19 protein-coding genes are annotated in these 23344 nt (G+C 32.1%); 4 read left to right on the top strand and 15 right to left on the bottom strand.

Annotation, left to right across the window (positions count from 1 at the left end):
- Positions 1-166: 166 nt before the first annotated feature.
- Positions 167-838: a hypothetical protein gene (locus AAEU33_RS12080; protein WP_345987755.1), complete on the bottom strand. Its 672-nt coding sequence runs from the start codon at positions 836-838 to the stop codon at positions 167-169.
- Between the two features lie 81 nt (positions 839-919).
- Between AAEU33_RS12080 and AAEU33_RS12075 the strand changes: the two genes are divergently transcribed.
- Positions 920-1084, top strand: a complete 165-nt coding sequence (locus AAEU33_RS12075) for a hypothetical protein (protein WP_345987753.1) — start codon at positions 920-922, stop codon at positions 1082-1084.
- A gap of 80 nt (positions 1085-1164) precedes the next feature.
- Here AAEU33_RS12075 and AAEU33_RS12070 read toward each other — a convergent pair whose 3' ends face one another.
- The 4 genes from AAEU33_RS12070 to AAEU33_RS12055 form a co-directional block, all read right to left on the bottom strand.
- Entirely contained in the window at positions 1165-1437 is a 273-nt protein-coding gene (locus AAEU33_RS12070) for a hypothetical protein (protein WP_345987752.1), read from the bottom strand.
- 345 nt (positions 1438-1782) lie between these two features.
- Positions 1783-2316: a hypothetical protein gene (locus AAEU33_RS12065; protein ID WP_345987751.1), complete on the bottom strand. Its 534-nt coding sequence runs from the start codon at positions 2314-2316 to the stop codon at positions 1783-1785.
- A gap of 602 nt (positions 2317-2918) precedes the next feature.
- A complete protein-coding gene (locus tag AAEU33_RS12060; protein WP_345987749.1) occupies positions 2919-3380 on the bottom strand; it encodes a hypothetical protein in 462 nt (153 codons plus the stop codon).
- 107 nt (positions 3381-3487) lie between these two features.
- Entirely contained in the window at positions 3488-4147 is a 660-nt protein-coding gene (locus AAEU33_RS12055) for a hypothetical protein (protein WP_345987747.1), read from the bottom strand.
- Between the two features lie 421 nt (positions 4148-4568).
- Between AAEU33_RS12055 and AAEU33_RS12050 the strand changes: the two genes are divergently transcribed.
- Positions 4569-4961, top strand: coding sequence for an NUMOD4 domain-containing protein (locus tag AAEU33_RS12050; RefSeq protein ID WP_345987745.1), 393 nt, complete (start codon positions 4569-4571; stop codon positions 4959-4961).
- A gap of 32 nt (positions 4962-4993) precedes the next feature.
- Here AAEU33_RS12050 and AAEU33_RS12045 read toward each other — a convergent pair whose 3' ends face one another.
- The 9 genes from AAEU33_RS12045 to AAEU33_RS12005 form a co-directional block, all read right to left on the bottom strand.
- Entirely contained in the window at positions 4994-5392 is a 399-nt protein-coding gene (locus AAEU33_RS12045) for a hypothetical protein (RefSeq protein WP_345987744.1), read from the bottom strand.
- Positions 5393-5977: 585 nt separating this feature from the next.
- On the bottom strand, positions 5978-6298 hold the full coding sequence (locus tag AAEU33_RS12040; RefSeq protein WP_345987742.1) for a hypothetical protein: 321 nt from the start codon (positions 6296-6298) through the stop codon (positions 5978-5980).
- Between the two features lies 1 nt (position 6299).
- Positions 6300-6815, bottom strand: a complete 516-nt coding sequence (locus tag AAEU33_RS12035; RefSeq protein ID WP_345987741.1) for a hypothetical protein — start codon at positions 6813-6815, stop codon at positions 6300-6302.
- A gap of 234 nt (positions 6816-7049) precedes the next feature.
- Entirely contained in the window at positions 7050-7496 is a 447-nt protein-coding gene (locus AAEU33_RS12030; protein ID WP_273648403.1) for an HAD domain-containing protein, read from the bottom strand.
- An 11-nt stretch (positions 7497-7507) separates the two neighbouring features.
- Entirely contained in the window at positions 7508-7984 is a 477-nt protein-coding gene (locus tag AAEU33_RS12025; protein ID WP_273648404.1) for a pentapeptide repeat-containing protein, read from the bottom strand.
- 10 nt (positions 7985-7994) lie between these two features.
- Positions 7995-11618: a DUF6443 domain-containing protein gene (locus tag AAEU33_RS12020; protein WP_345987739.1), complete on the bottom strand. Its 3624-nt coding sequence runs from the start codon at positions 11616-11618 to the stop codon at positions 7995-7997.
- Between the two features lie 6 nt (positions 11619-11624).
- The gene (locus AAEU33_RS12015) at positions 11625-16133 is read right to left on the bottom strand and encodes a DUF5977 domain-containing protein (protein WP_345987737.1); all 4509 of its coding nucleotides are present in this window, start codon (positions 16131-16133) and stop codon (positions 11625-11627) included.
- Positions 16134-16265: 132 nt separating this feature from the next.
- On the bottom strand, positions 16266-17891 hold the full coding sequence (locus AAEU33_RS12010) for a T9SS type A sorting domain-containing protein (protein ID WP_345987736.1): 1626 nt from the start codon (positions 17889-17891) through the stop codon (positions 16266-16268).
- A 261-nt stretch (positions 17892-18152) separates the two neighbouring features.
- Complete coding sequence (locus AAEU33_RS12005) at positions 18153-18698, bottom strand: hypothetical protein (protein WP_345987734.1); 546 nt, start codon at positions 18696-18698, stop codon at positions 18153-18155.
- 440 nt (positions 18699-19138) lie between these two features.
- Here AAEU33_RS12005 and AAEU33_RS12000 point away from each other — a divergent pair, with 440 nt between their 5' ends.
- Both AAEU33_RS12000 and AAEU33_RS11995 read left to right on the top strand, forming a co-directional pair.
- Complete coding sequence (locus AAEU33_RS12000; protein WP_345987733.1) at positions 19139-20767, top strand: GIY-YIG nuclease family protein; 1629 nt, start codon at positions 19139-19141, stop codon at positions 20765-20767.
- Between the two features lie 126 nt (positions 20768-20893).
- Positions 20894-21754 (top strand): hypothetical protein, encoded by an 861-nt coding sequence (locus AAEU33_RS11995; protein ID WP_345987732.1) that lies wholly within the window; start codon positions 20894-20896, stop codon positions 21752-21754.
- Positions 21755-22185: 431 nt separating this feature from the next.
- Here AAEU33_RS11995 and AAEU33_RS11990 read toward each other — a convergent pair whose 3' ends face one another.
- Positions 22186-23115 (bottom strand): LacI family DNA-binding transcriptional regulator, encoded by a 930-nt coding sequence (locus AAEU33_RS11990; RefSeq protein WP_345987730.1) that lies wholly within the window; start codon positions 23113-23115, stop codon positions 22186-22188.
- Between the last annotated feature and the right edge of the window lie 229 nt (positions 23116-23344).

The raw sequence follows: 23344 nt of genomic DNA, 5'->3' as shown, positions 1-23344 counted from the left end.
TTTCTTGCAAACGTAAAAGAATCACACTGTGAATTTCATAAAAAAATGTTTAAATTTTTATTAAACCACAAACCGAAGGGGTTTAAATAATAAAACTTTTGTGATTTTGTGGTTAAGTTTAAACACACTTATGAATGAATTAGAATTCAAAGAAAATGTAAACTCTTTATTTTTTTCTCATTGTATTCTGCGTAAGATAAATATAATTAAACATGCAAAATGTGGCTGCCGCCCCGAAAGTATGCCATAAAAAGTGGGTTCCGAAACTCAACCATCCCCACTGATCAACGATACGGAAAATAAGTGCGAAAACAAACGACAATAAAGCAAAACCCACCCATTTTCCGGCTTTCCACTTTGTATACATCAAATACCTTACTACCGAAAAAAGCACAAATGAAGCCATGATCGCATAATTGATATTGATAAAGAGAGCAAAGTTATCGACCAAAATCCAATTTCTCAAACCCAACATAAGGATCACATAGACAATAACCATTACAACAGCATAGTACCATTTGGTGCTCTTTGCTATAAAATAAAATCCGGCAGACAGACACAGCAGCATAATGGGCATCCAATCCATCATGATAAATACCGGCCATTGCCTGAAAGAATGGTAAATAGTTCCGCCTATGGCACCAATGTACAATAAAATTAAGCAGTAGGTTAAAAAAGGATATTCTTTAAAACGACCCTTCAATTTAATGGTCCAGAAAATGGCTATGGCTAAAAAAAATACAGCAGTTATTGCATTGAAAGGCTCAGGAAAAAACTGAGCCATATCGGTTTCTTTATATAACATGCCTCCATCCGGAGGTATTAAGTTTATCAGCATTGTCTTACTATATACTTCTTCTAAATATAGAAAAAATATGGCATTAGTAAATTCAATGGCAAAAAGCTTCCTTATCCTTCTATGGAAGTAGCAAAAAATATTGCTAAGATTTTAGGAATTACTATCAGTTATCTTCTAGGAGAAACCGAGGAAATAAACATCTTTAAAGATCCGGCAATGCTCAACCGTTTTAGCGACATCAAAAAACTTGATTCCGAAAATGAAAACATCTGCATTCTATTGTAAGATCATTATCTATATCAATAACAAATGCTTATCCATTTTCATCATCATTTAAAGACCAAATCTGACCTGTTTCAATTCTTTTAGTTTCCAATTACTAATAATGTTTTATTATTATTTTTTGCCATTAATAAAAATCTATAAAATAAATCTTCTTTAACATTTTGTTGCTCTAATAATTCAATCAGATAATTAATATGGTTTTGATATAATCTAAAATCACCATATATATCAAACAGATTATCATATTTCTTATTGAAAATTTTAATAATATTTTCAAATTTTAAAAATTCAGAATCAGAAATATTAAATAAAATCTGACTTTTGTTATCTATATCTAAAAAATTAACTGACATATTAATTTGCTTTTTGAGGAAATGAAGTTACAATTTTACCTTTCTTTTTATCTACAATTACTCTATGAGAAGTTTCCTCCGCTGGCGCGAGCGTCAAACTCGTTGCCATTCACATCACAAATTTAAATCTATTTTCAGAATTTTCTAGTCATCATTACAGTAGTTTCTTACACTAGCAAATTTTCATTTGTATATTTCTGTTACAAAGCTACTTTCAGGACCCATTAATATTAAATAATATAAATCCGAGAAGATTTTCTCGGATTTATATAAAGATTGTTAATCTTTATTCGGGCACGAGCGTGACGCTCGCGCCAGCAAGGGGGATTTGTATCCGCGAGCAAGTTATTTTTTATAGGGCTTTCCTAAATATTCTTTTGGAGGCTTTATAATTGGTAAATTATATTCTTTAATGGGATAAAAATACTTTCTTAAATCTCCTTTTGCAATCAATTCTAGATGGTTTAAATCTTTTATCTTATACATTACTCCTTTTTGATAATCATTACCATTATAATGACTTAAATTTTTATCAAAATCATTCTTCTTCAAACTATTAGGCTGTTGTATAATTTGAAACATAGGATGATAGGGTTTTGTAACAATTATTTTACAGCAATTTGTATAAAATGTGCCTTCTTTTTTTATCATAAAAGAAGGCTTTATAACATTCTCATATTTTACAGACATTATAATTAGTGTATCATATCTATTTAATACATAAAAAATTCCGTCAGTTTTTGAGATTTCTTGATGGATAATATCAGTACTCTGTAAAACTTTATTATAAACTTCGTCAGATGTAAAGTAGGGATTTTTTACTTCTTTTTTACAAGAATATAATAATACAGACATTAGCATTAATACTATTATTTTCATTTTCTTAATGTCTTTAAATTAATTTTACTATTAATGGGCATTGGTTTATTTACCCCGCTGGCGCGAGCGTCACGCTCGTTGCCCATTCATACATTACAAATTTAAACCTATTTCCAAAATTCTCTGATCACCTTTATAGTAATTTTTTGTACTATTAAATTTCAATTATAAGATTCCACAAAAAAAGTACTTTCAGTCTTTCAAATATTAAAATAAAAATCTGAGAAATTAATACTTTCTCGGATTTATTTATAAATTGTTGATTTTACTTTTTTCGGACACGAGCGTGACGCTCGCCCCTTGCTGGCGCGAGCGTCACGCTCGTTGCCATTTATATATTACAAATTTAAATCTATTTCCAAAGTTTCCTAATCATCATTATATTAATTTTTTGCCCTACTATATTGCCATTCATAAGGTTTTGTTACAAAACCACTTCTAAAACAACCTTAATAAAAATCCGAGAAATTAGTACTTTCTCGGATTTATTTATAAGTTGTCAGCCTACCTAATTCGGACATCAGTGTGACGCTCGCGCCAGAAGGGGATTTAACATGGTATATATAATTATTATAAAAAGTAATCTTATAAATTAAATCATTTCACTTTCCTGTTTCAATAGATTTACTCTGTATTTCTCTTTGTTTAGAAATCCTTTCCCTATTAATACTAGCTGAATAAAATGCCAAAGCAAAAGCAAATCCTGCTATTAAAAAGAAATAAAAATAATATTTTACATGATAATCCTTAAATTTATCTAAATCATGAAATCCTTCTTTATATAAGTAATATGCTATAATAATTCCAATAACTATCCACCCAAAAACATATAATATTTTAGAGGTACCAATATAATTTTTGTCAATACATTGGTAAATTAAACTATAGGAGCCATACACTAAAAGAGATAATACAACTAAAAAAACTGCAAAGGTGGAAAATTTAGTTAAAGCTTTTCCTCCTTTCTCTGATTTATCATAGCATATATAAATATGATAAAACAATAACCTTATAAATCTAATCATTTTAAAATGCTGCTTTGTCATCGTTATAATAATGTTCATAAACGGCCATTCTACCAAAATAAACTAATGATGTAGCAGCGAATTTAATTTATTTAACACTAGCAAGATGTTTGCACTAGCAGCTGGAGCGGAATTATCTTTTTTTACTACTGACCACTTTCACTTAATAATGAATGTAAACTTTTAAAAGGATAGTCTTTATACATTTTGGTATTAATTGCATATACTTCATTATTATATAAGATAAAGCTGACTGACATTTCTTCATTAGGTGTAAGATATCCGAAATCTTCTTTCCCTTTATTATTAAAGGAAAAATTAATATAATTACCTTGAAAAATAATTTCTACAAATTGATCATCAATTCGTTTTAATTCTTTACCATCTATATAGTATTTTGCCTCTTTTATATGAAAAGGAAAGTCGTAAAAACTAAAATATTGTGCAATTTGAACATCAACATCAATTGGAAAACGTGTTATTTCATAATTAATAATAAAATCTTTATTTGTTTTATTAATAACAAACGGGATATTACGGAGCTTTCCAAGCTTTGTAACTTTAACGTAATACTTATTATTAACTATTGCATCAAACCCTATAGAAGTATTATCATACTTAAAGCTTTTTAGGTAATCTACTTTTATATCATTTTTATTAAGCAAATCCCCCAATTTAATTTCTGGTTTTGAATTACTTACCGTTAATTTATTATCATATTCTGAAAAAAGAACTGTTCTGTATATGAGATAGCCTATTACAGTCAGTCCAACAATAAGATATATTAGTAAACGTTTTTTTTTCATGATTTTACAAATTATAAGGTTAAATGATTATTAATAACTCCTCTCCGCTGGCGCGAGCGTCACGCTCGTTGTCGTTCACATCACAAATTTAAATCTATTTCAAGAATTTTCTGGCCGTCATTACAGTAGTTTCTTACACTACCATATTTCCATTTGTATATTTCTGTTACAAAGCTACTTTCAGGCCCATTAATCTTAAATACTAAAAATAAAAATCCGAGAAAGTGTATCTTCTCGGATTTATATATAGATTGTTAATCTTTATTCGGGCACGAGATTTCGATGGTTTTTAAAAGGCTATACTCCCACAAAAGAAGACTTTGCACCCAGCACAAAAGAAAAACCAAATAAAATACTAAACAAGTCTCTTTGGAAAAGACTAGGCAATCCTCTAATTGACAAAAACAATCCACCTGCTTGTATGAATTTGTCACTTAAAGACCTACCTGATGAACAGTGGAAACCTATAAAAGATTTCGAAGAGCAATTTGCCATTTCTAATAAAGGAAGAATAAAGCGATTAAATACTTGGACTACTAACAAAATCAAAACTTTCTTAAATGAACATATCATATCCCTGCGCTTTGATGTACAACCAAAAAATAAAGCTTACTATTTTTATACACTGTTAAGTCACAATGGTAAAAGATCTCGTATAACAATTACTAGACTACTTTATTATTCTTTTGTGGAGGAGTTTGATCTCAATGATAAAACTCTTATTGTGGTAAATGAAAATGAGCCAATGTGGGATATAGATGTTTCAAAACTCTCATTAAATTCTATTCATTCTGTCTTTAAAAGAAAAACTTAAAACAAACCATTAACCATCATAAAAACCAACTGTCAAACTGATTTTAAAAAGATAGCCAATTCAATTAATCTTACATCAGTAACTTCATATCCCAGTTGCTTTTTTATACTATTAAATTCATTGGGTAAGCCAGATTTTATAGTTTCTTTTATTGCATCTATATATTCTAAATAAATTGAGATATTACCTATTTTAGAATAGAAACCGTTCGAAAAAAAGTATTTACAAATCTTACTATCCCAAATAGGATAAACATTAGGATTTATAAAATGAAGAAGTTTAGATAATCCAACCAACGACTTATTTGTAAAAGGTTTCAAGTTTTCAATCTCAATTTCGGTTAGAATATTATCACTTGACTTTGCTTTATTAAACAAGTCAACAATCTTATCTATATCAGTACAGTCTATGTTTTTTAAGATCGTTGGCATCCAACCATAGATCATAAATGCACCACAAATCAAATCTTGTTCAGTAAATATGTCCTTTTTGAAATAATTAATAATACGGATAAGATATTAAGTAACTATTATCTTCTTCAAGTTTAATATTGGGAATAATTTGTTTGAGTTCTTCTAAATTGATTTTCATATCAACAATATAATAAACAACTTCATTATCGAATTTGATAAAGGCTTTTTATTTTAATTTTTAATATTGGTTAATTACGATTTATTTAATATCAGAAAACTATAAAATTCCTAGTTTGTAAAAACATATGTTATTCCAAAAAAGAAAATACAGAACATAGTAAAACCAAGAAAAAAATACAAAACCTTGTGAAAAACTACCTCCAAAATCCTTTTTTTATTATTCTTTTGTAAGAATGTGATCTCAATTAATAAAACACTTGTTATGGTAAATGAAAGCAAACCAATGTAGGTTAAAGATGTCTCAAAACCCTCATCGCAATTAAGGATTGTCATTAACACAAAAACCACTGCAAAAATAGCAATGGTTATGTTACTTGACCATACGAAAGTATTCATATGGTAACCAAGGTTTTAACTAATATCCTAAAAATAAAAATGTATACTAGTCTTATATGTTAGAGCAAATTCAAACATTTTAATAATATTCTCTGAACCACTTAAAATTTTATTTAACTCAATTAATGTGTTAGATATAAGACCTAAATCTGTGATATGTTCGTCTTCATAATCATCTATATTACATTCTGAAACTTTATTAATTAAGGAGAACACACCTTCATTCCATAATTTTTCAAATTCCTGCTCGGATAAATTTAATTCTACTATCTGTTCTTTAGTAGCTGTATCGTAATCTAATGCATTTTCTGCTTCTTTATTCTTTGGAACAATTATTGTTTTTGGCATGTTAATCATTATTATTAAAATGAGTTACTTGATTATATTCACCTTGACTTCTTCCCAATTGTTTTCCATCTACAGTTTTATTATTTGGAATATTACCGTCCATATCTAAATAGCTTCGTCTTCCTGTTATATTTGTATCTTGAATTCTAAAATAATTACCGTTATTATCATAAACAATTTGCAATCCTGTTTCAGAATTAGTATAGATTGTTTTTCCTGTGTCTGTGGTTACACCTTCTGCTTCAGGTGCAAATTTCTGTATGGTTTCTGACAAGCTAGCACTGGGCCATTCAGAGGAATATTGCGCTGCTCTTTCAGCTCCTCCTCCTCCGACAATAGAATTCATTTGTGTTCTTGAAAGTGGAGTCCCTCCATTCATTGCGGCTCCTTCAGTCTCAACAACAGCAGCTTTCGCTCCTCCAGCTTTAGCAAGACCTTTCCCAGCTGCAACCATAACAACCGCAGCTCCGACAGCTTCAGGATCCTCCGCTGGCGCGAGCGTCACGCTCGTTGCCATTCACATCACAAATTTAAATCTATTTCCAGAATTTTCTGGTCATCATTACAGTAGTTTCTTACACTACCATATTTCCATTTGTATATTTCTGTTATAAGGCTACTTTCAGGCCCATTAATCTTAAATACTAAAATAAAATCCGAGAAAGTGTACCTTCTCGGATTTTTATATAGATTGTTAGTCTTTATTCGGGCACGAGCGTGACGCTCGCGCCAGCAGGGGGAAGTTTTTTTGTTATCTGTTCCGAAGTTGCAAATTTTGGAGAGCAGCGTTATTCAAACCTATATAAGGATCTGTTAAAATTAATCTTCTTTTTAAATTATCTGGTAACCCATTTAATGACTTATCATCATCTATTATAATTAAATCATCAGGATCAATTTTATTATCATTTATCCATTTTTCTATTTCCTCTCTTCTTGAAAATTTGGAATCTAATTTTAAATTCATAATAGATATTTCTTTAAATTTAATATTTCTCCTCTGAAAAATATTTTCCCATTCTTGAATATCAAATCTAAATCTATGTGAAGTTGATAAAATTATTTCTAAATCATCAATTGAATTTATAACATCAATAGCATTTGCATTAAATTTATAAAATCCATCTTCTTCCATCTCCACTTTTTTATATGGATTAGCGTGAACCATTACACCATCAATGTCTAAAAAAAGCCTCATAACAAAATTTATTAAAGTAAAATGCAGCCAAAATCCTTAGGATTAAATCCTTTCGGCCAAATTGTAGTTTCATTATATACCGCTCCTCTAAATATTGCTTCCTCTATTTCTAAACAACACATATCTGCTCCGGATAAATTTGCATTACTAAAATCCGCAGAATTAATATTGGCATTATTTAGATTTGCTTTTTGTAATTTTGCGTGTCTAAAATCACATCTGTAAGCTGTTGCATTTGATAAATCTGCATTCATTAATAAGGTGTCACGTAAATCCGCGGTAATTAAATTTACAAAAGATAAATCTGCATTTCTCAAATCTGAATTATAAAGAAGTGCTCCTCGTAAATTGGATTTATGAAAAATCACACCTTTCAATTCAACATTTTCAAGCTTAACTCTATGTAAATCTAAATTATCCAAAATAGCACCTTTTAAGCTATTATAAGGAACATCTATTTCATTATTATTTTCACAATAAATTTTCATAATTATAATTTTATCGTTGCCCCCAATCAGTTGGGTCTACTTTGGTATCTTTTACAGGAGCAACTCTAGATTGTTGACTTGGGGATAAAGTTCCTGGCACTTGCTCTGGTTCCACACCTGTTAATTTCCCTGCAACATATCTATGATTTCCTTCAACTATAACACCTTCACTTGTAACTTTTATAGGAGGTGCTACATCTCCGTTCATTATTCTTCCTACATAATTTTCAACTACGGGTCCTGAAACGACCCCTTGTGTTGTTTTCAAACTTGAATCTTGTAGCGCTTGAGTAACCGATTCCTGCGTTACTGTTATTGATTTAGAAGTGGATGCTTCTCCAGCTGCAGTTGCTTTACCTATTAAATTTCCAGCACCCTTCAATCCCGCAGTGACAGTTGCATCAATTACTTTTTGTGTCAAATCACTCCCGGCTTCTCTTCCCGCTGCATTAACTCCTTTTGTAGCTGCTGTATATCCAATACTGGCTGCAGATACCATTGGTGAAAAAGTTTTGGCTACGCTTTTTAGCATATTGGTTTGAGCTCCTATAGGATCTTTTGCCATTGCTTTGCTTGCTGCATTTATACTGTTTATTGGATGTCTGACAAAATTAGCGGTTCCTTGAACTGTTGCTTTTGCTCCTTGATATAAACCAGAATAATACGCTTTAGTAAGTTCCCATAATTTTCCACAGCACTGTTGTGCTTCTCTACCATCTGGATCAACAAACATTATAGGATTATCTAATGCATAGGTATAAGGTGAAAATCTTCTCGACTTTTCTGCCAATTCGTCTTCTACCCCCCATCTTCCAATGTCCGCCATGTACATTCTCGCCCCATAATCATACATACCCGTCTCTTGAAGTTCCTTGCCGTTGTATTTGTAATTCTTATAGGCACTTGGACTAAAAAAGGAGAATCCCGTTTTTAAATGGTTCATTCCAAATGGATAATAATCATTAGCATCTGTAATCTCAAGAGCGCCTGTGCTGTTTCTTACGAAACTTATCCTTACATTTCCTAAATGATCTTTATACTGGTAAATATACTGATCTTTTCCATAATCATAAAATCCTTCTGCGGTTGGGAAAAACTGAAGCTCAGGATTCTTTGCCCCTAAACCGGGAACAACATTTAAAGTCTCTGCAGAATAAGCCTCCATTTCCAAAGCTTTGCTCGTTTCCAGACTAGCAGCAAACATTTCCGTACCTCCTCCATTATTTCCGGATCCTGTTATATTTATATATTGAAATCCATCAAGATAATCTGTAGTTTCCGTAGAAGAAGTAGTGCCTGTTATTCCAACAAGTGTTTTTACGACTTGTTTTCTCAGCTTTGTCCCATTTGATCCATACTTTGTAGTAATATCAGTATATGCCTGACTTGAACCAATAGATATTGCATTGGGCAGATTTAAATAATTATACACTATTCCATTGATTTGTTTATCTGCCATATTGATCATATTCCCATTAACATCATATCCTATGGGAAGTCCTGTTGTTCCTTCATAACCAGTCTTGTTACCACTGTTATCTTTTATGGTAGTGGCCCGGTTTCCTGAATAAGTATATTCTAAATCATCAATTTTTGTGGCAATTGTCCCTTGCAGAACTGAGGTTCTATAAAGATTGGTGATATTTCCATTCAAATCATAGGTTAAAGATTCTGTATTTTCTTTGCTGTTGGGGTTATTTGGGTTTTGATAATATCCAGCTGTTAATCTGTTCAGCTTATCATAAACATATCCGTATCTCTTAGGAGTAAGAGAAGGATTGGCTCCGATTGTTTCCACTGCCCTCCAATCTACTTCTGCGATATTACCATTGTATTTTGCCTCAACATTTTTTCCAGAGAATAAGACTGGATCCGGATTAGTGATTCCTTCTTTCTGATTGTATTTGATCTTATAAGCAAAAAGCTTCCCTCCTAAATCAGCCACGGACATCTGGTTTTTATTGATGTCTGTTAGCCAACCTCTGATATTGTAATTGTAATCAATGCTTTGGAGATTGTTTCCTACTTTTTTATTGCTTAACTGCGAAAGTTCATTATAGGTATTGTCCGTTAATAATTCTTCGGGGTTGCTATCAACCTGATGATAATGTTGTTTTAGCCTGTTTCCATTATCATAAACAAAACGTTCATTGATGGTAACACTTGCCTCACCCGGTTTTCTCATATGAGTTGTGATCGCTTTCTGTGGAGTACCTGCAAAATCAAGTAAAGTTTCTGTTTTGGTGTATCCTCCCAGGTGATTAACGGAATGAGTTCCTAACACTCTTCCTTTGCTGTCATAGTATGTATAATTACTGGTCCAGTTATTATCTTCTATATTTTTTACCAGACTCATCACAGGAAGACTTTTGGTACTCACTGCATTTGATGTGGAATTATCAGTAATAACAGGCGTTCCTAAAATATTGGTTGGAAATGTTGGATTAAAGCTGTATACAGGATAGGTATCATAATAGTTGATACTTAAAAGAGTGGTAATGGTATTAGGATAACTTGAAGCATTATTCGTGTAATAAGCTCCACGGCCTCCCACAATAAATCCTACGGAAGCAGTTCTCGTTACATTGTTACTCCCCACAGCATCGGCTTTTACTTGCTCAGCCGCCCTCCCTATTGTTCCGGATTTTTCTGTAGAGGTGTAGATTCCGGTGTAAGCAACTCTTCCAAACTGATCATACTTGGTAAAAAGCCATTGTTTATTAGCTCCCATTACAGCATCCTGGGTCATGATCAGCCGATCCTGTTTATCATATACCATAAACTCATAATCTTTACCCGGAAGTTTCTTAAGAATAAGCCTGTTTCTTCCATCATACCGGTAAATATAACACAGGCTTCCCAGTAGCGTATTAACATCAGCAACCACAGCCGCTTTAGGAGGAATGACAAAAGCTAACTGATCAAATTCGTTATAAACATAATAAGTATCTGCATTTTCAGTAGGGCTAATAACTTTTCTAACCAGAATAGTCTGACCTTTTCCATTCTTGAATTCAATGGTCTTATTGCCATCTTCATCCGTGATTGTATTTTTATACAATTGATTCGCGCCATAGTTCACGGACTGGCTGATGGCAGATGACGTGGTTCCACTGGCCCAACCGGTTACTGTTACGTATTTTTTAACTTCTGTTGCGGTGTTGGTTCCATATTCAAACCTTACAGGTTTATCACTCCAGGCCGTCCCTACTTGTTTTTGTTCTAATAGTCTGTCCAAAGGAGAGTTTTCTAATGTCTTTTCCGCATAGATCTTCTCCTGTCCGTAAGGAGTATTTATGACATTGGCTAAAGGATTTGAAACAATACCTCCGTTTAAGGTCTGTCCCTGGGGAATAGGTAAATAATCTTTTACCTGTCTTCCGAAGCCATCATATTCAATAGGGGTAACCACATCTTTTCCTGTCGGAGATGCTTTTATATTTATAATCTGCTTAGGTCTACCAAGACCATCAAAATACTGAACTGTTTCTGAGGTTTTGGTCGGCTGATTATTGGTATCATAATCAAGAATCGTCTTTGAATATACATAGTTTTCCGTTGGAGAAAGTTGGGCATGTACTAAACTAACTACAAGCACAGCACCTACAGATATTATTTGCTTTATCTTTTTCATCGTATTTTAGTTTTTATCATATTCAAAACTGAAAGAAGCTCCTTTACCTGCAACTGCTACACCACCATCACCAGGTCCATGGTTTGTGATACTTGGCGTTAGAATAATACTTCCATCGGTATTTATTGTTATTTTCCATATTGTTTGTGTACCATATTCAATAACATTAGTGATTACTTTTGTAGTATTAGGTCTACAGGAAGCTGGAATGCTTGCTGCATTGCTATTATACCAATAAGTATTATTAGGTGCAATTAGACTTAAATTTCCTTTAAAATGTCCTGAGTTTGGTTGATTAACATAAGAGCTAGCTCCTAGCGTAATTCCGTTTAATGAGCCTATATCGCAACCATTGTACATACAAGGACTGTTATTAGCCTCATTTTGACCATTGGCATCAATATCATTCTGCGCTTTTTGATCAGCATCTGCCTGGCTGATGTCTGAAGAGTATTTTTTAGCGGGTACGATGTATGTGTACGTATTTGATATAGCGTCAGGAGAACAATTTTTAGTAAACACTTTACTTTTTTCAGCACTATAAAAACATGGTATAGCATTAGCCAGGTTTTGTCCGTTAGTATTGATATCGTTTTGTGCCATTTGGTCAGCATCTGCCTGGCTGATATTTGAAGAATATTTTTTGGCTGGTACAATGTAAGTATAGCTTGCTGTTCCCCCTGGAGGACAATTTTTACTAAAAGTTTTACTTTTTTCTATGTTAAAAAATAGACAAATAGCATTGGCATTGGCTGTATTCTGTCCGTTAGTACTAATATCATTTAATGCTTTTTGATTAGCATCTGCGATAGAAACCTCAGATGTATAGGTATTAGCAGGAACTATATAAGTATAAAGATCTGCTGATGTTCCAGCGGGACAATTATTTTTTATAAAGCCTTGTTTTTGTTCTACATTGTAATAATATAAATCATAACTAATTGAGAAATTTACAACAGAAGAAGGAGTGTTCGCTGCAGTCTCATAAAGATACTTTAATATTACATCGCCGTTTGGCTCTATAGAAACAGACCATACCCTATTTCTGCTCGTAACCTGAGTAGACCTTTGTGAAGAAGGTACACAGCTTCCTGTAATTTTTCCAACTATTACTCCCTGTAATAACAAATTTTTAGTAACCAAATCATCATTTATAAATACGCCATCAAATGTTAGTTGTACTGTTGATGGAGGAGTTTTAGAAACACCTATGGAAAAATACGGAATTGCATCTGCCGAATTAAAAGTACAAGTAGCCGGTACACAATTTCCATTTAGATTGGCCTGAGATTGGCCATTGTTATTTAAATCAGCTATTGCTTTCAGATTAGCATCATTCTTACTTATGGTAGAACTATATTTTCCCTCAGGAACAATATATAAATATCGCTCCCCAACTAAGCCTGACGGACAATTTTTTTTGATATAATAATTAGACATTTCATCATTGTAAAAGAGGCCGCTGACAGGCTGTTTAAACTTGTATTTATATTCTTTTAACAACTCATTATCTTTTGAAATAATTTTTTCGAGTTGATTAGTACTCGTGTTATATTTATATATTTCACGAATTCCATTGGAGGGAGTAATGCTAGTAACACCTATTAATGGATTATGAGTGTAAGTAGTGATCTGATAGCTTGCTAGATACTGATTTTTTCTAAAAATATCCAAAGCATTATTAAGTGTTTGCTCTGTAGAATCGTCTACATCTGCTATAGATTTGGTTTGCAAGTCAGTAATTATGGTAGACATACCAGACAAGGCCAACAATGAATTATAATCTATACCTTCAATTTTCGCGAGAGGCAAAGTTTGGCCATACCCCCATACAATACTCACATTCACTCCAGATTTTGTGTGATATTGTAATAGGTTTCCTTTATTGTCATATTGGTCATAAATAATTTCATTATCCATAACTTCAGAAGTGCTGTCAATGGTATTAAGCAAGACGGATTGAATCTGTTTGGGTAAGAGTTTGGTATGTCCACTCCAGTTATTAGAATAGTTTAATTTTGTTTTGGATATGGCAATGTTATTATTATATCTGGTCGTTTCCAAAGGAATGCTTAACAAGTTATTCTGAATGAGATCAGCTGAACCCGAAACATCATTAGCAAATTTATAAGTAGTTTTTAATTTCGTTTGGTCTGTAGAAGTCGTTTCTTCTGATGTAAGATTATTTGTCAAATTTGTATCATAGAAATAATTGGTTTTTGTACTTATTGTATTTCCATTAAAATAGTCTGTTGTGGTTGTAGAGGTAAGACGTTGTTGATTAAGATTAATTTTATAATAGCGATCATACACCAAATGTTCAAAAGAACCCCATGTTACAAATTGATCTTTATTTTGAAACTTTAGCAAGCTATATTGATTCTCAATTGTTTTAACAGGAATTCCTTGCTCCCCTATATAACTAGTTTTAAGTAGTTTTCCCCGGTAATAACCATAATCCTGATAAGGCATAGTTAAATTCTTATAACTATCAATAACTTCCTGAGGATCTAAAAATTCCCTTTTAAGCTGTTTATCGGGAATGCTGTCAGGAATGCTTTCTAAGTCTGAGAAATAGTATTTCCTATAAAGTTTATTATTAACCCACTCATTCACTTGCGAATAATTAACTGGATTATTAGTGTACGTATTGGGATTTATACTATTAATAAATTCCTTTGGCCTTATATGAAGAATAGGATTAAGAAAATTATAAATTTCGTCTGAGTAACCGTCATAAACATAAATAAAAAAAGAATTATTGATCCCACTACTTTTTGCAGAAATAGAACCATCGTCAGCATCCTTATCATACGTGAAATCACGGATGTTTTGATTATTTCCATCAAAATCAAGAATTTTTTTTATCCTTGCACCTCCAGTGGTTCCAGTCTGATTTCTCAGATATTGTAGGAAATGTGAGTTAGTATCTCTCCAGATAGTTTTTGAATAAGTATTTGGCTCATAATAAAAAGAGGAATACCCTCCTGTAGGATATTCGATTTTTCTTAATAATCCGACATCACATAATTCAGGATTGGGGTTTCTTTGATCTCCAACAATGGTTGAGCTACCAAGGGAATTGTTATATAGATAATTGGGCGTAAGTTGATTATTTTCTGGTTTTCCGTTCCAGTATCCCCAAAAATCAATACCAAAGGAGGTATGTTCTGGAAGGTTAGAAGTTTTATAATAATCAAATGAATATTTTTTATCGCTGTCCGTTACTGAAGATAAGAAGAAATAATCTTTTATTCTGTTATAACTAAGACTTATACTTTTTATTTCTTTATTTTGATTGTTAGATACTGATACATTGTTCAACCTTAAAGATTTGTATCCGTATGCATACGGTGTACCATGATTATCAACATAGGAAGTGTAGGCAGGAAACTCCGTGTAGCTAAACATAATGGTTGCAACATTATCAATAGTTATTTTCTGAGGGAATACTTTTTTAACTAAATTCATGCTGGTTGCTCCTTTGAAATTATTTTCAGGACCATTGTAATAGTTAGAACCGTATTTTCCAGGTCTTATTTCTCTTTGTCCTGAAACATAAAAATTCAAATCAAAAAAGCTTTGTTTTATTCCTGTAGATGAAGTACTGTTATAGTCTTGAGGGGGAAAATAGTTACCATGACAAAAATTGGTCCATTCAGGACCGTACTTTTTGTTTTCAATAATAACATTCCGTCCATTCATATATTCAATCTTGGTTAGATACCAAGACATTATTTTCATATTGTAAGCAGGCGTTTGGAGAGGCGTTTCCCCTAAAATCCCAAGATCATATGATATTTCCAGATTATCGGAATCACCTCCAAAATAATACTTGTTTCCTTTTCCGTCTGTAATGATAATCTCAGAAGAAGCTGGCTTACATCCTGCATTGGGGTCATTTTGAGTAGAAATTCCTGTAATATCTATTTTTAAGTTAGGATCATTAGATACCGCTACAGGTTTGAGGTCAATACCTATATAGAAGTAACCGGAGATTCCCATAAAATTAAAATTAAATTTATCGGGTTCTAATTCATAAAAATAACCTATCTGTTGTGTGGGACTCAAATAGGGGAAATAATCTTGCAATGAACCATTACTTAATTTAGCACGAGGATATTGTACATCAAAAATCTTCTGGTTTGTCAACCCCAATCCTGCAGCAGCTCTTGCACCTACCAGATAACCTCCTCCATCAAAAAGACCATTTGTATTTTCATAATGCTTTACATCATCTGGTAGATTTTTTATAGTACGGGTAATAGCACCTCCATAACTTAGAAACCAATCCTGTCCCACGTAATTGGATTGTTTAGCAGGTATAAATCCTGAGGAATTGTAGGCTAAACTAATGTTGAAATTTTCTCCGGTTCCAGGCACTTCAGTAGAATAAACCGGAACACTTACATCAATACCTCCGGAATAGAGATTTACTGGAATATTTCCAAATCTTTCCATTTCATAGCTCTGCGGAGATTTAATATCAACAGGTTTAGCCCGATATTCTGACATTTGACCTTGAGCGCTAAAAAATATAAAAAATATATGTAATAGTAATATCTTTTTCAAATCTATATTATTAATGTTTATATAGGATGTTGTTATAACTGGATCTTTTAAGTCTATTTTTAATCTCTCCATTATTTATTTCTTAATCAATTTAGCATTAGCTGTTTTATTCGTATCCGTCTTGATCACCACCAGGTAAGCTCCTTGAATCAAAGGTTGAGTATTTATCTTCGTTACTCTATTCTTTGTTTTCAAAGTCTGTAGTTGTCTTCCACCAATATCATATAAAGTGATATCTGCATCTTTGAAGTCAAAACCTATTTCAACATATGCATAATCAGACACCGGATTCGGATAGATCTTGATATCCTGTTTTTCAATCAACTGATCCAGTTGTTTATCTCCCAGCTTCAGGATCTTCCAGTTCTCCTTCCCTAGCTCCTCTGCACTGGTTCCTGCTAAAATGATGGAACCATCTCTGTTCAGCTTAATATCCGATAATCTCTCCTCTCTCTTTCTGGATTCTCCCTTCACATGCTTTCTCCACTGTTCATTTCCATTATGATCCAGATACAGCATCCAGAATGTTTCATCATCTGTTTCTATTCTTCCTTCTGCCTGAGTATATCCACCCAACAATATTCCTTTAGTTGAGGGTTGAGAGTTGTCAGTTGATAGCTGATTTAGGGCGGTCATACCCATCAAAACATCCCTGTTTTTGAAATTGTAGGACTTCTGCCACTGTTCATCTCCTCTTTCATTTAAAGAAACCAACCACAAATCTGTTCCTTCTTCTATTCCTACTGTTTTGTTTCCGGATCTCTCACTTCTGGATTCTCCTCCGATGATATAACCGTTTGAGGTTAAAGCCAGTGTTCTTAGATGGTCATCTCCTTTTCCTCCCAGGTTCTTTTCCCATTCTACCTTTCCCTCTTTGTTTAGTTTTACGATCCAGTAATCTCCTTCACCAAAGTTTTCAGTGGTTTTTGCATAGCGGGATATAGGATTTGAGGTTCCTGTAGCTGAGTTTTGATTCCCGGAATCGGAAACACGAAACTCAGAGCTTCTTGAATAGATTCCCAGAAGTGCTCCTCCGTCTCTTGTGGGGATCATCTTCTCCACTTCATCTAATCCCCTTCCTCCTAAAATAAGTTGTGAAAGTTCTTTTCCGTTTTTATCGAGTCTGATAATCAGGATATCTTTTGAACCGTAACCTTTGGATGCATTCTGAACATTTCCGGCTACAACAAATCCTAAATCTGTGGTTTGGATAACTGCCCTGGCTTCTTCATCAGCACTTGTTCCCAAGGTCTTCTGCCACAATTCATCTCCAGATTCATTAATTCTAATGAGCCAGATATCAGATCCTCCTTTGGAGTCATCTTTTTTATCTATTCCCTTTCCGGAATATGAGGTTCCCGAAACCAAAAAGCCTCCCTCCTGGGTAGCTACGGTAGAAGACAAATAATCATGATTGTTTCCGGAGAAATATTTTTCCCAAACCTGGTCTCCTTGCTGGTTCAGCTTCACCAAATGAAAGTCGTATCCATTGTTTTGCTGGGTATTGCTTCCTGCATCTTTCTTTTGGTTTCCTGCCTGTATGACACTTCCTGTTATCAGATACTGCTGATCAATTGTTGTGGTTACCTGGCTTAGGAAATCCTGGGTAGAAGATTTGATATCTTTTTGCCAAACCACTTCCTGGGCCGATAGCCCGGAAATAATGCACGTAGAAAGTACACTGAAGTAGAGTTTTTTCATCCTTTATGGTATATATTTTTTAGTTGAATTCCGTCTGATATAAAAGCGTGCAAATTTAACGCTTTTTATGACTTGTTAATTTCACTTTAAAAAGATTTAATATGAATTACATCATGTTTGATTATTCATTTACAAAATGTTACGATTTCAATATTACAAAGATATTGCAGTATAGCGACAGAAATTGACGCATTAAATTTTGAAGTGTAAATAATCAAGAAAATACTCAAATGATATTTTGAGAAGTTTCGCATAGTCTTCTTATCCTGAATTTGTACCCGCCATTTTCTTTTCTCTCCTTCTTTCAAGGATAAGGTGTGCCGCATCCAGCATTTTAACCGTATGGATATACGGCATCACGATATTCCTTTCCGGTAGATTTTCATAGACTCCCATTGAGAAATAGACGATTCCGGACATAAAATAATCAAATTCTTTGGGGGTGTATTCCCTGAATGCTGTTTTGAAAACCAGCAACGGATTCCGGTATTCCTTCTCTGAAAGCAGGCCAAGAACCCACGGGGAAATCTTTTCCGGCCGCGTATCAACCGTCCATTTCCTTTCCTTCAGCATGATGAGATAGCCAGCCCGGATCAGTGACCTCATCGAATGGTAAAACTCAAAGATGACCGCCGGATCTTCATGGATCCAGCTATTTCTCTTTACAGCATAATTCAACAAGTTGCTGAGTATTTCTTTGGAAACATCCAGCTCATTGAGCTGAAAGAAGGTTTCCATTAGCTGTAAGCCGGAGGGGTTCTTGCCCGGCCAAAACCGGGAATCGAAATGTGTTTTTATCTTTTTCATTGTTTGTATTTTTTTATAAATGTAATGAAAAATTACAAATATTCGGATTTAAGTCCGAGATTTTTATAAGAATATGTAATTTATTTGTTTCCATGACAGAAGCAAATAGAAAAATTGTTGAATTTATAAGGGATGAATGGGTTATCCCTATGAACAATAACAGCAAATTTGCAGTTGATCATAACATAGATGAAAAGACCGTCCGAAGAATAAGAGACGATAAAGATTATCAAATTGCTCTTCTTACAATAATGCGAATTTGCCACGCTAGAAATTTAACTCTTGCCAACTTTTTTAAGATGATTGGAATATAGATTACGGCAAAAAAATATAATTGAATAATCCTGACGAGAGTTAGGATTTGTTATTTATAACTATTGAATAATTTTAATTAAAAGTTTTTACATTAACTTACAATAATATTTTTCAAACAAAACACCATGACTCATATTGATAGAAAGAAAGAAATTGCTATTGGAATTCTCCCCAAAAAAGGAACAGAAAACTATAATACAGTAATTAAGTATCTAGAAAAAAAAAGCACACCACAACATACTGAATTTGCGAAGAAAAATTGGGAAAAAGTAAATTTATCATTACAAGCACAGTATTCATCGAGCTGTAACCTCACAACAGAAAAAAACTTACGCCATTTTTTACTAGAATTTAATTCAAGAGCATGGCAAACCGGCTTATGGTCTATGCCTACTATGTTTAATATAATGGAAAGTTTTTTTAATTATAAAAAGCCAGAAATTTATTTTGAACTAATCGAAGAAGAAAATTATTATGTTACATTGTTTGATTTTCTCGAATTTGTTACATCGGATAAATTTGTATTAGATGGAATTAATCTAGAAAATACTATTAGTGAAAATATAATCTACAATTTTGAGTTTAATAAAGATTTTGAAAAAATAACATTTAAAAACTCTAACGATCAGATTTTTATAATTAAAGGAGTTTCAATGATTCGTAGAGAAAGTGAAATTACCCTATCATTAATAACTGGAAAAAGAAAAACAGAAACAGACTTTATAGATAAAAATATTTACAAAGATTTCAGACCAGCAAATCCTGAAAAGGTTAAGATTGTTGAGAAAATTAAAAATGATTTAAAAAATAATGATTTAGAATTTGAATATTTAGATAAAGATAAATGCTATATTAAAACAATAATTGCAATTAGATTAGATCTTGAAACACTAACCATTGATTCAAGATATGTTGCGAAAGAAACAAATATGATGTTTAATATCACAACTGATGATTTAACTATTTTTATTGACAATAATGGTAATTTTCTTAGTAAAGAACATGAAGAATTATTTAAAAATAATATTGATGAAATTTTTAAATATGATGCCATATATGATCTAATAAATTATTTGATATATCTACCTCATTATTTTAACATAAATGAAAATTATATTAAAGATGAAGATATTGATACAGAATATAAAAAATTAATTAAAAATCCCCTTAAAAAAAGGAAATTTACAAATACACTTGGATATAAAACTCCAATTAAAAATATCTTTTACTTAGATAAGAAAGATATTTTATCTCCTAGCAAAATAATACTTAGAGATGATCTTTTTAAAGTACAAAAATCTGGATATTGGAAAACCTTATTGCCAGAAGAGATTGGATTAGATAAAAAAGGTAACACAATTCATGGAAGAACTTGGGTGAGCCAAAGTTCTTCTTGGTTTGAAGCATCCGAAAACGATTTAATAATAGAAGAAGAGCAAACTATTTTAGAAGGACCAAATGTTGGATATATTTATATTTTACGTAATCCTGTTATGGGAAAAAATATTTTTAAAATTGGACTTACTAGGAATGAAGTAAATTATAGAGTTGAGCAGTTATCAAAAACTAGTGTTCCAGACAAATTTTATAAAGCCCAAGAATGGCTAGTAAAAGATTGTATATTGGCAGAAAAAAATATACATAATATTTTACAAGATTATAGAATAGACCCTAGAAGAGAATTTTTTGATGTAAGTTATAATAAAGCAATTGATATAATTACAAAAACAGTCAAAGAGATTAATGAAATATAATTTCCTTTAAACTAACTCAAATTCGAGAGACTTTGTACAGCAGAAATATTTTTCTAATCTAAATAATTTTATAAAGCATTTTAATTTATAAATTTTTGATAATAGCCAAATACAAATCTTCAGTATATGGAAATAACATTTTACTATTCTTTCAAAGAATTTGAAAAAAATTATAATATTGATTTTAAAAATTGGGGTGAAATTTACCCTGATGCTGATGAAATTGATTATTTAAATGAACTAAGAAACAAATACCAATTATTTTTTTATGAGAATAATTCTGATTTTACAATAAACTCAAATTGGATTTCTAGTGAATATCCTGAATATTATGAATTATCAATCATAGCATATCATGAGTTTATACAAAAGAAACTAATAGATTATTTGTTCAATAATGGGTTTTCAAATTTTGATGGAGACATTTTAGAAATTCCGTTTGATATTGATGTAATGGATTTTTGGGAAGATTGCAATGTTAGAACTAGAAAAAATAGTGCAATAATTGACGACGAAAAACACAAATATTTAAAAGGCTTTTTTACTTTTAATAATTATACAAATAAATTAGATTTTGACAGTAAAAAATTCATAAATTTTAAATTTACAACAAAGAAAATTTTAGAATTTCTAGATAAAAAAACTCAATTAATTACCTCAAAAATTAAATTTGAAAAAGTACTAGTTGAAGACAATGATATTTTCTCTACATTACAAAAAATAAAAATTAAAGGTAGTCTTCAATCTATTGGTTATTTATTTTCCGAATTAATCGAAAAAGGTTTTATTGAAGCTCCAAAAAGAAATGGAAAAGATAATACCAGCGCCATATCTAGAATGATTTTAGACCATTTTGAATTTATTGATAAAGAAGAGCAACCAAAGCCTGAAGATATACGCAAAACTCTTTTTACTGAAAATAGACTTTCAACTGACAAACAAAATCAATTTAAGATTCCTCACAGTAGAATCATCAATACAGATTAAAAAAATAACAACTTAGTTTACAATTAATTATTGTATTTTTTGGATAAACTGGATAATGGTTTGGATAACATTCATACTCGACAATAATCAATCTTTGTACTATTAATTTAACAAATATTGAAAATGAGTACAATTAAAACTATTGAAAAAAGTCAGATAAAATTTAAAGAAGACAGCTTAATAAATTTTCATCAAGAATACCATAGCAATAGTATTTTCAAAAATACTTATGAAATACAAATCATTGCCGTCATTTATTTAATTTTCAAAATTTTTCGAGGAATCAAAATGAATTTTGACATCAATGTAAGAATTTCTATGAAAAACAAAAAACCAAGATAGAATAAACTGGAGGCTTACACAGAAGAAATTAAATGTCTTATGTCAACTTTTTTTATTACAATTACTAAAAAATATTCACAACTCCCAATTCAACTCCCCTTTATTATCTCCAAAATTTTTGATGCTGCCATTGTTCCCATGCTATATCCATCATTAATAATACATTCATAAGAATCATCAAGATACTTGGGAAGAATACCTTCCGTAATAGCAATTACTTTTATTGCAGAGGTTTGTAATTTATTTTTAACTAATGAACTATGCAATCCTGCAAGCGTTTCGTCACTCATGGCAAAATAGCCGTCGAAATGTTCATACTCCACAATGGTACTGAGCTTGTCTTTTACCTCATCGGCAGATTTACAGTAGATTACTTTGCACTTAATACCTGAATGGTTTTTTAGTTTTTCAAGAAAGAAATCTCTTCTGGTTTGGGTTATTTCCAGGTTTTCATCCCCAAAAACGGCCAATATGCTTTTACATTGGCTTTCTATCAGTTTTTCGGCAGCCATTCCGGCATTCCGTCCATTATCGAAAATAATTTCATCGAAATGATTTTGCGAGATCGTTTTATCAAAAATAACAACAGGAAGCTCGATGTCTCTGGCTCTCTGCAAGTGGGATAGATCTTTCGTATATCGCGTAAGAGAAATCAGGATTCCATCTACCCGGGAGTTGATGCAGGTTATAATGTTTTCCTTTTCCCTCATCAAAGACTCTTCCGAAGACAACAGAAAGAAATGATATCCTTCACTGTGAAGCACAGAAGATATGCCCTTAATAATAGAAGGAATAAAGAACATTGACATTTCAGGAATGATAAGCCCGATCACTTTCGATGATTTCTTCCGGAAGTTGATGGCGAAATCATTAGGGATATAATTAAAAGTCTCCGCGGCCTCTTTTACTTTAAGCTTTACGGCATTGCTGATATCAGGATGATCCTTCAGTGCCCGGGATACTGTAGATACACTGATGTTCAGCATTTCGGCAATGTCTTTTATTGTGACTCTTTTCATTATAAGTTAATTGAGGCCATTTTTGGGTTAATTCAGGACTGTTTTCGGAGCAAATCTAAGTTAAAAAAACGTTAATTTTAACCATAAAAATGTTATTAAAAAGTTAAAATTCAAATAAGTTATCCACCGCAAACGATTGCGCAAACGTTTGAATTTAATTATCATTTAACATACGGGATAAAGCTCATTTTACATAGGGTAAAAAAAATACTTTTGGATCATAACAAAA

The organism is Chryseobacterium sp. Chry.R1, assembly GCF_039645525.1.
Lineage (GTDB): Bacteria > Bacteroidota > Bacteroidia > Flavobacteriales > Weeksellaceae > Chryseobacterium > Chryseobacterium proteolyticum.
The sequence above is the reverse complement of the archived record's forward strand: the minus strand, read 5'-3'. Positions and strand labels throughout refer to the sequence as shown.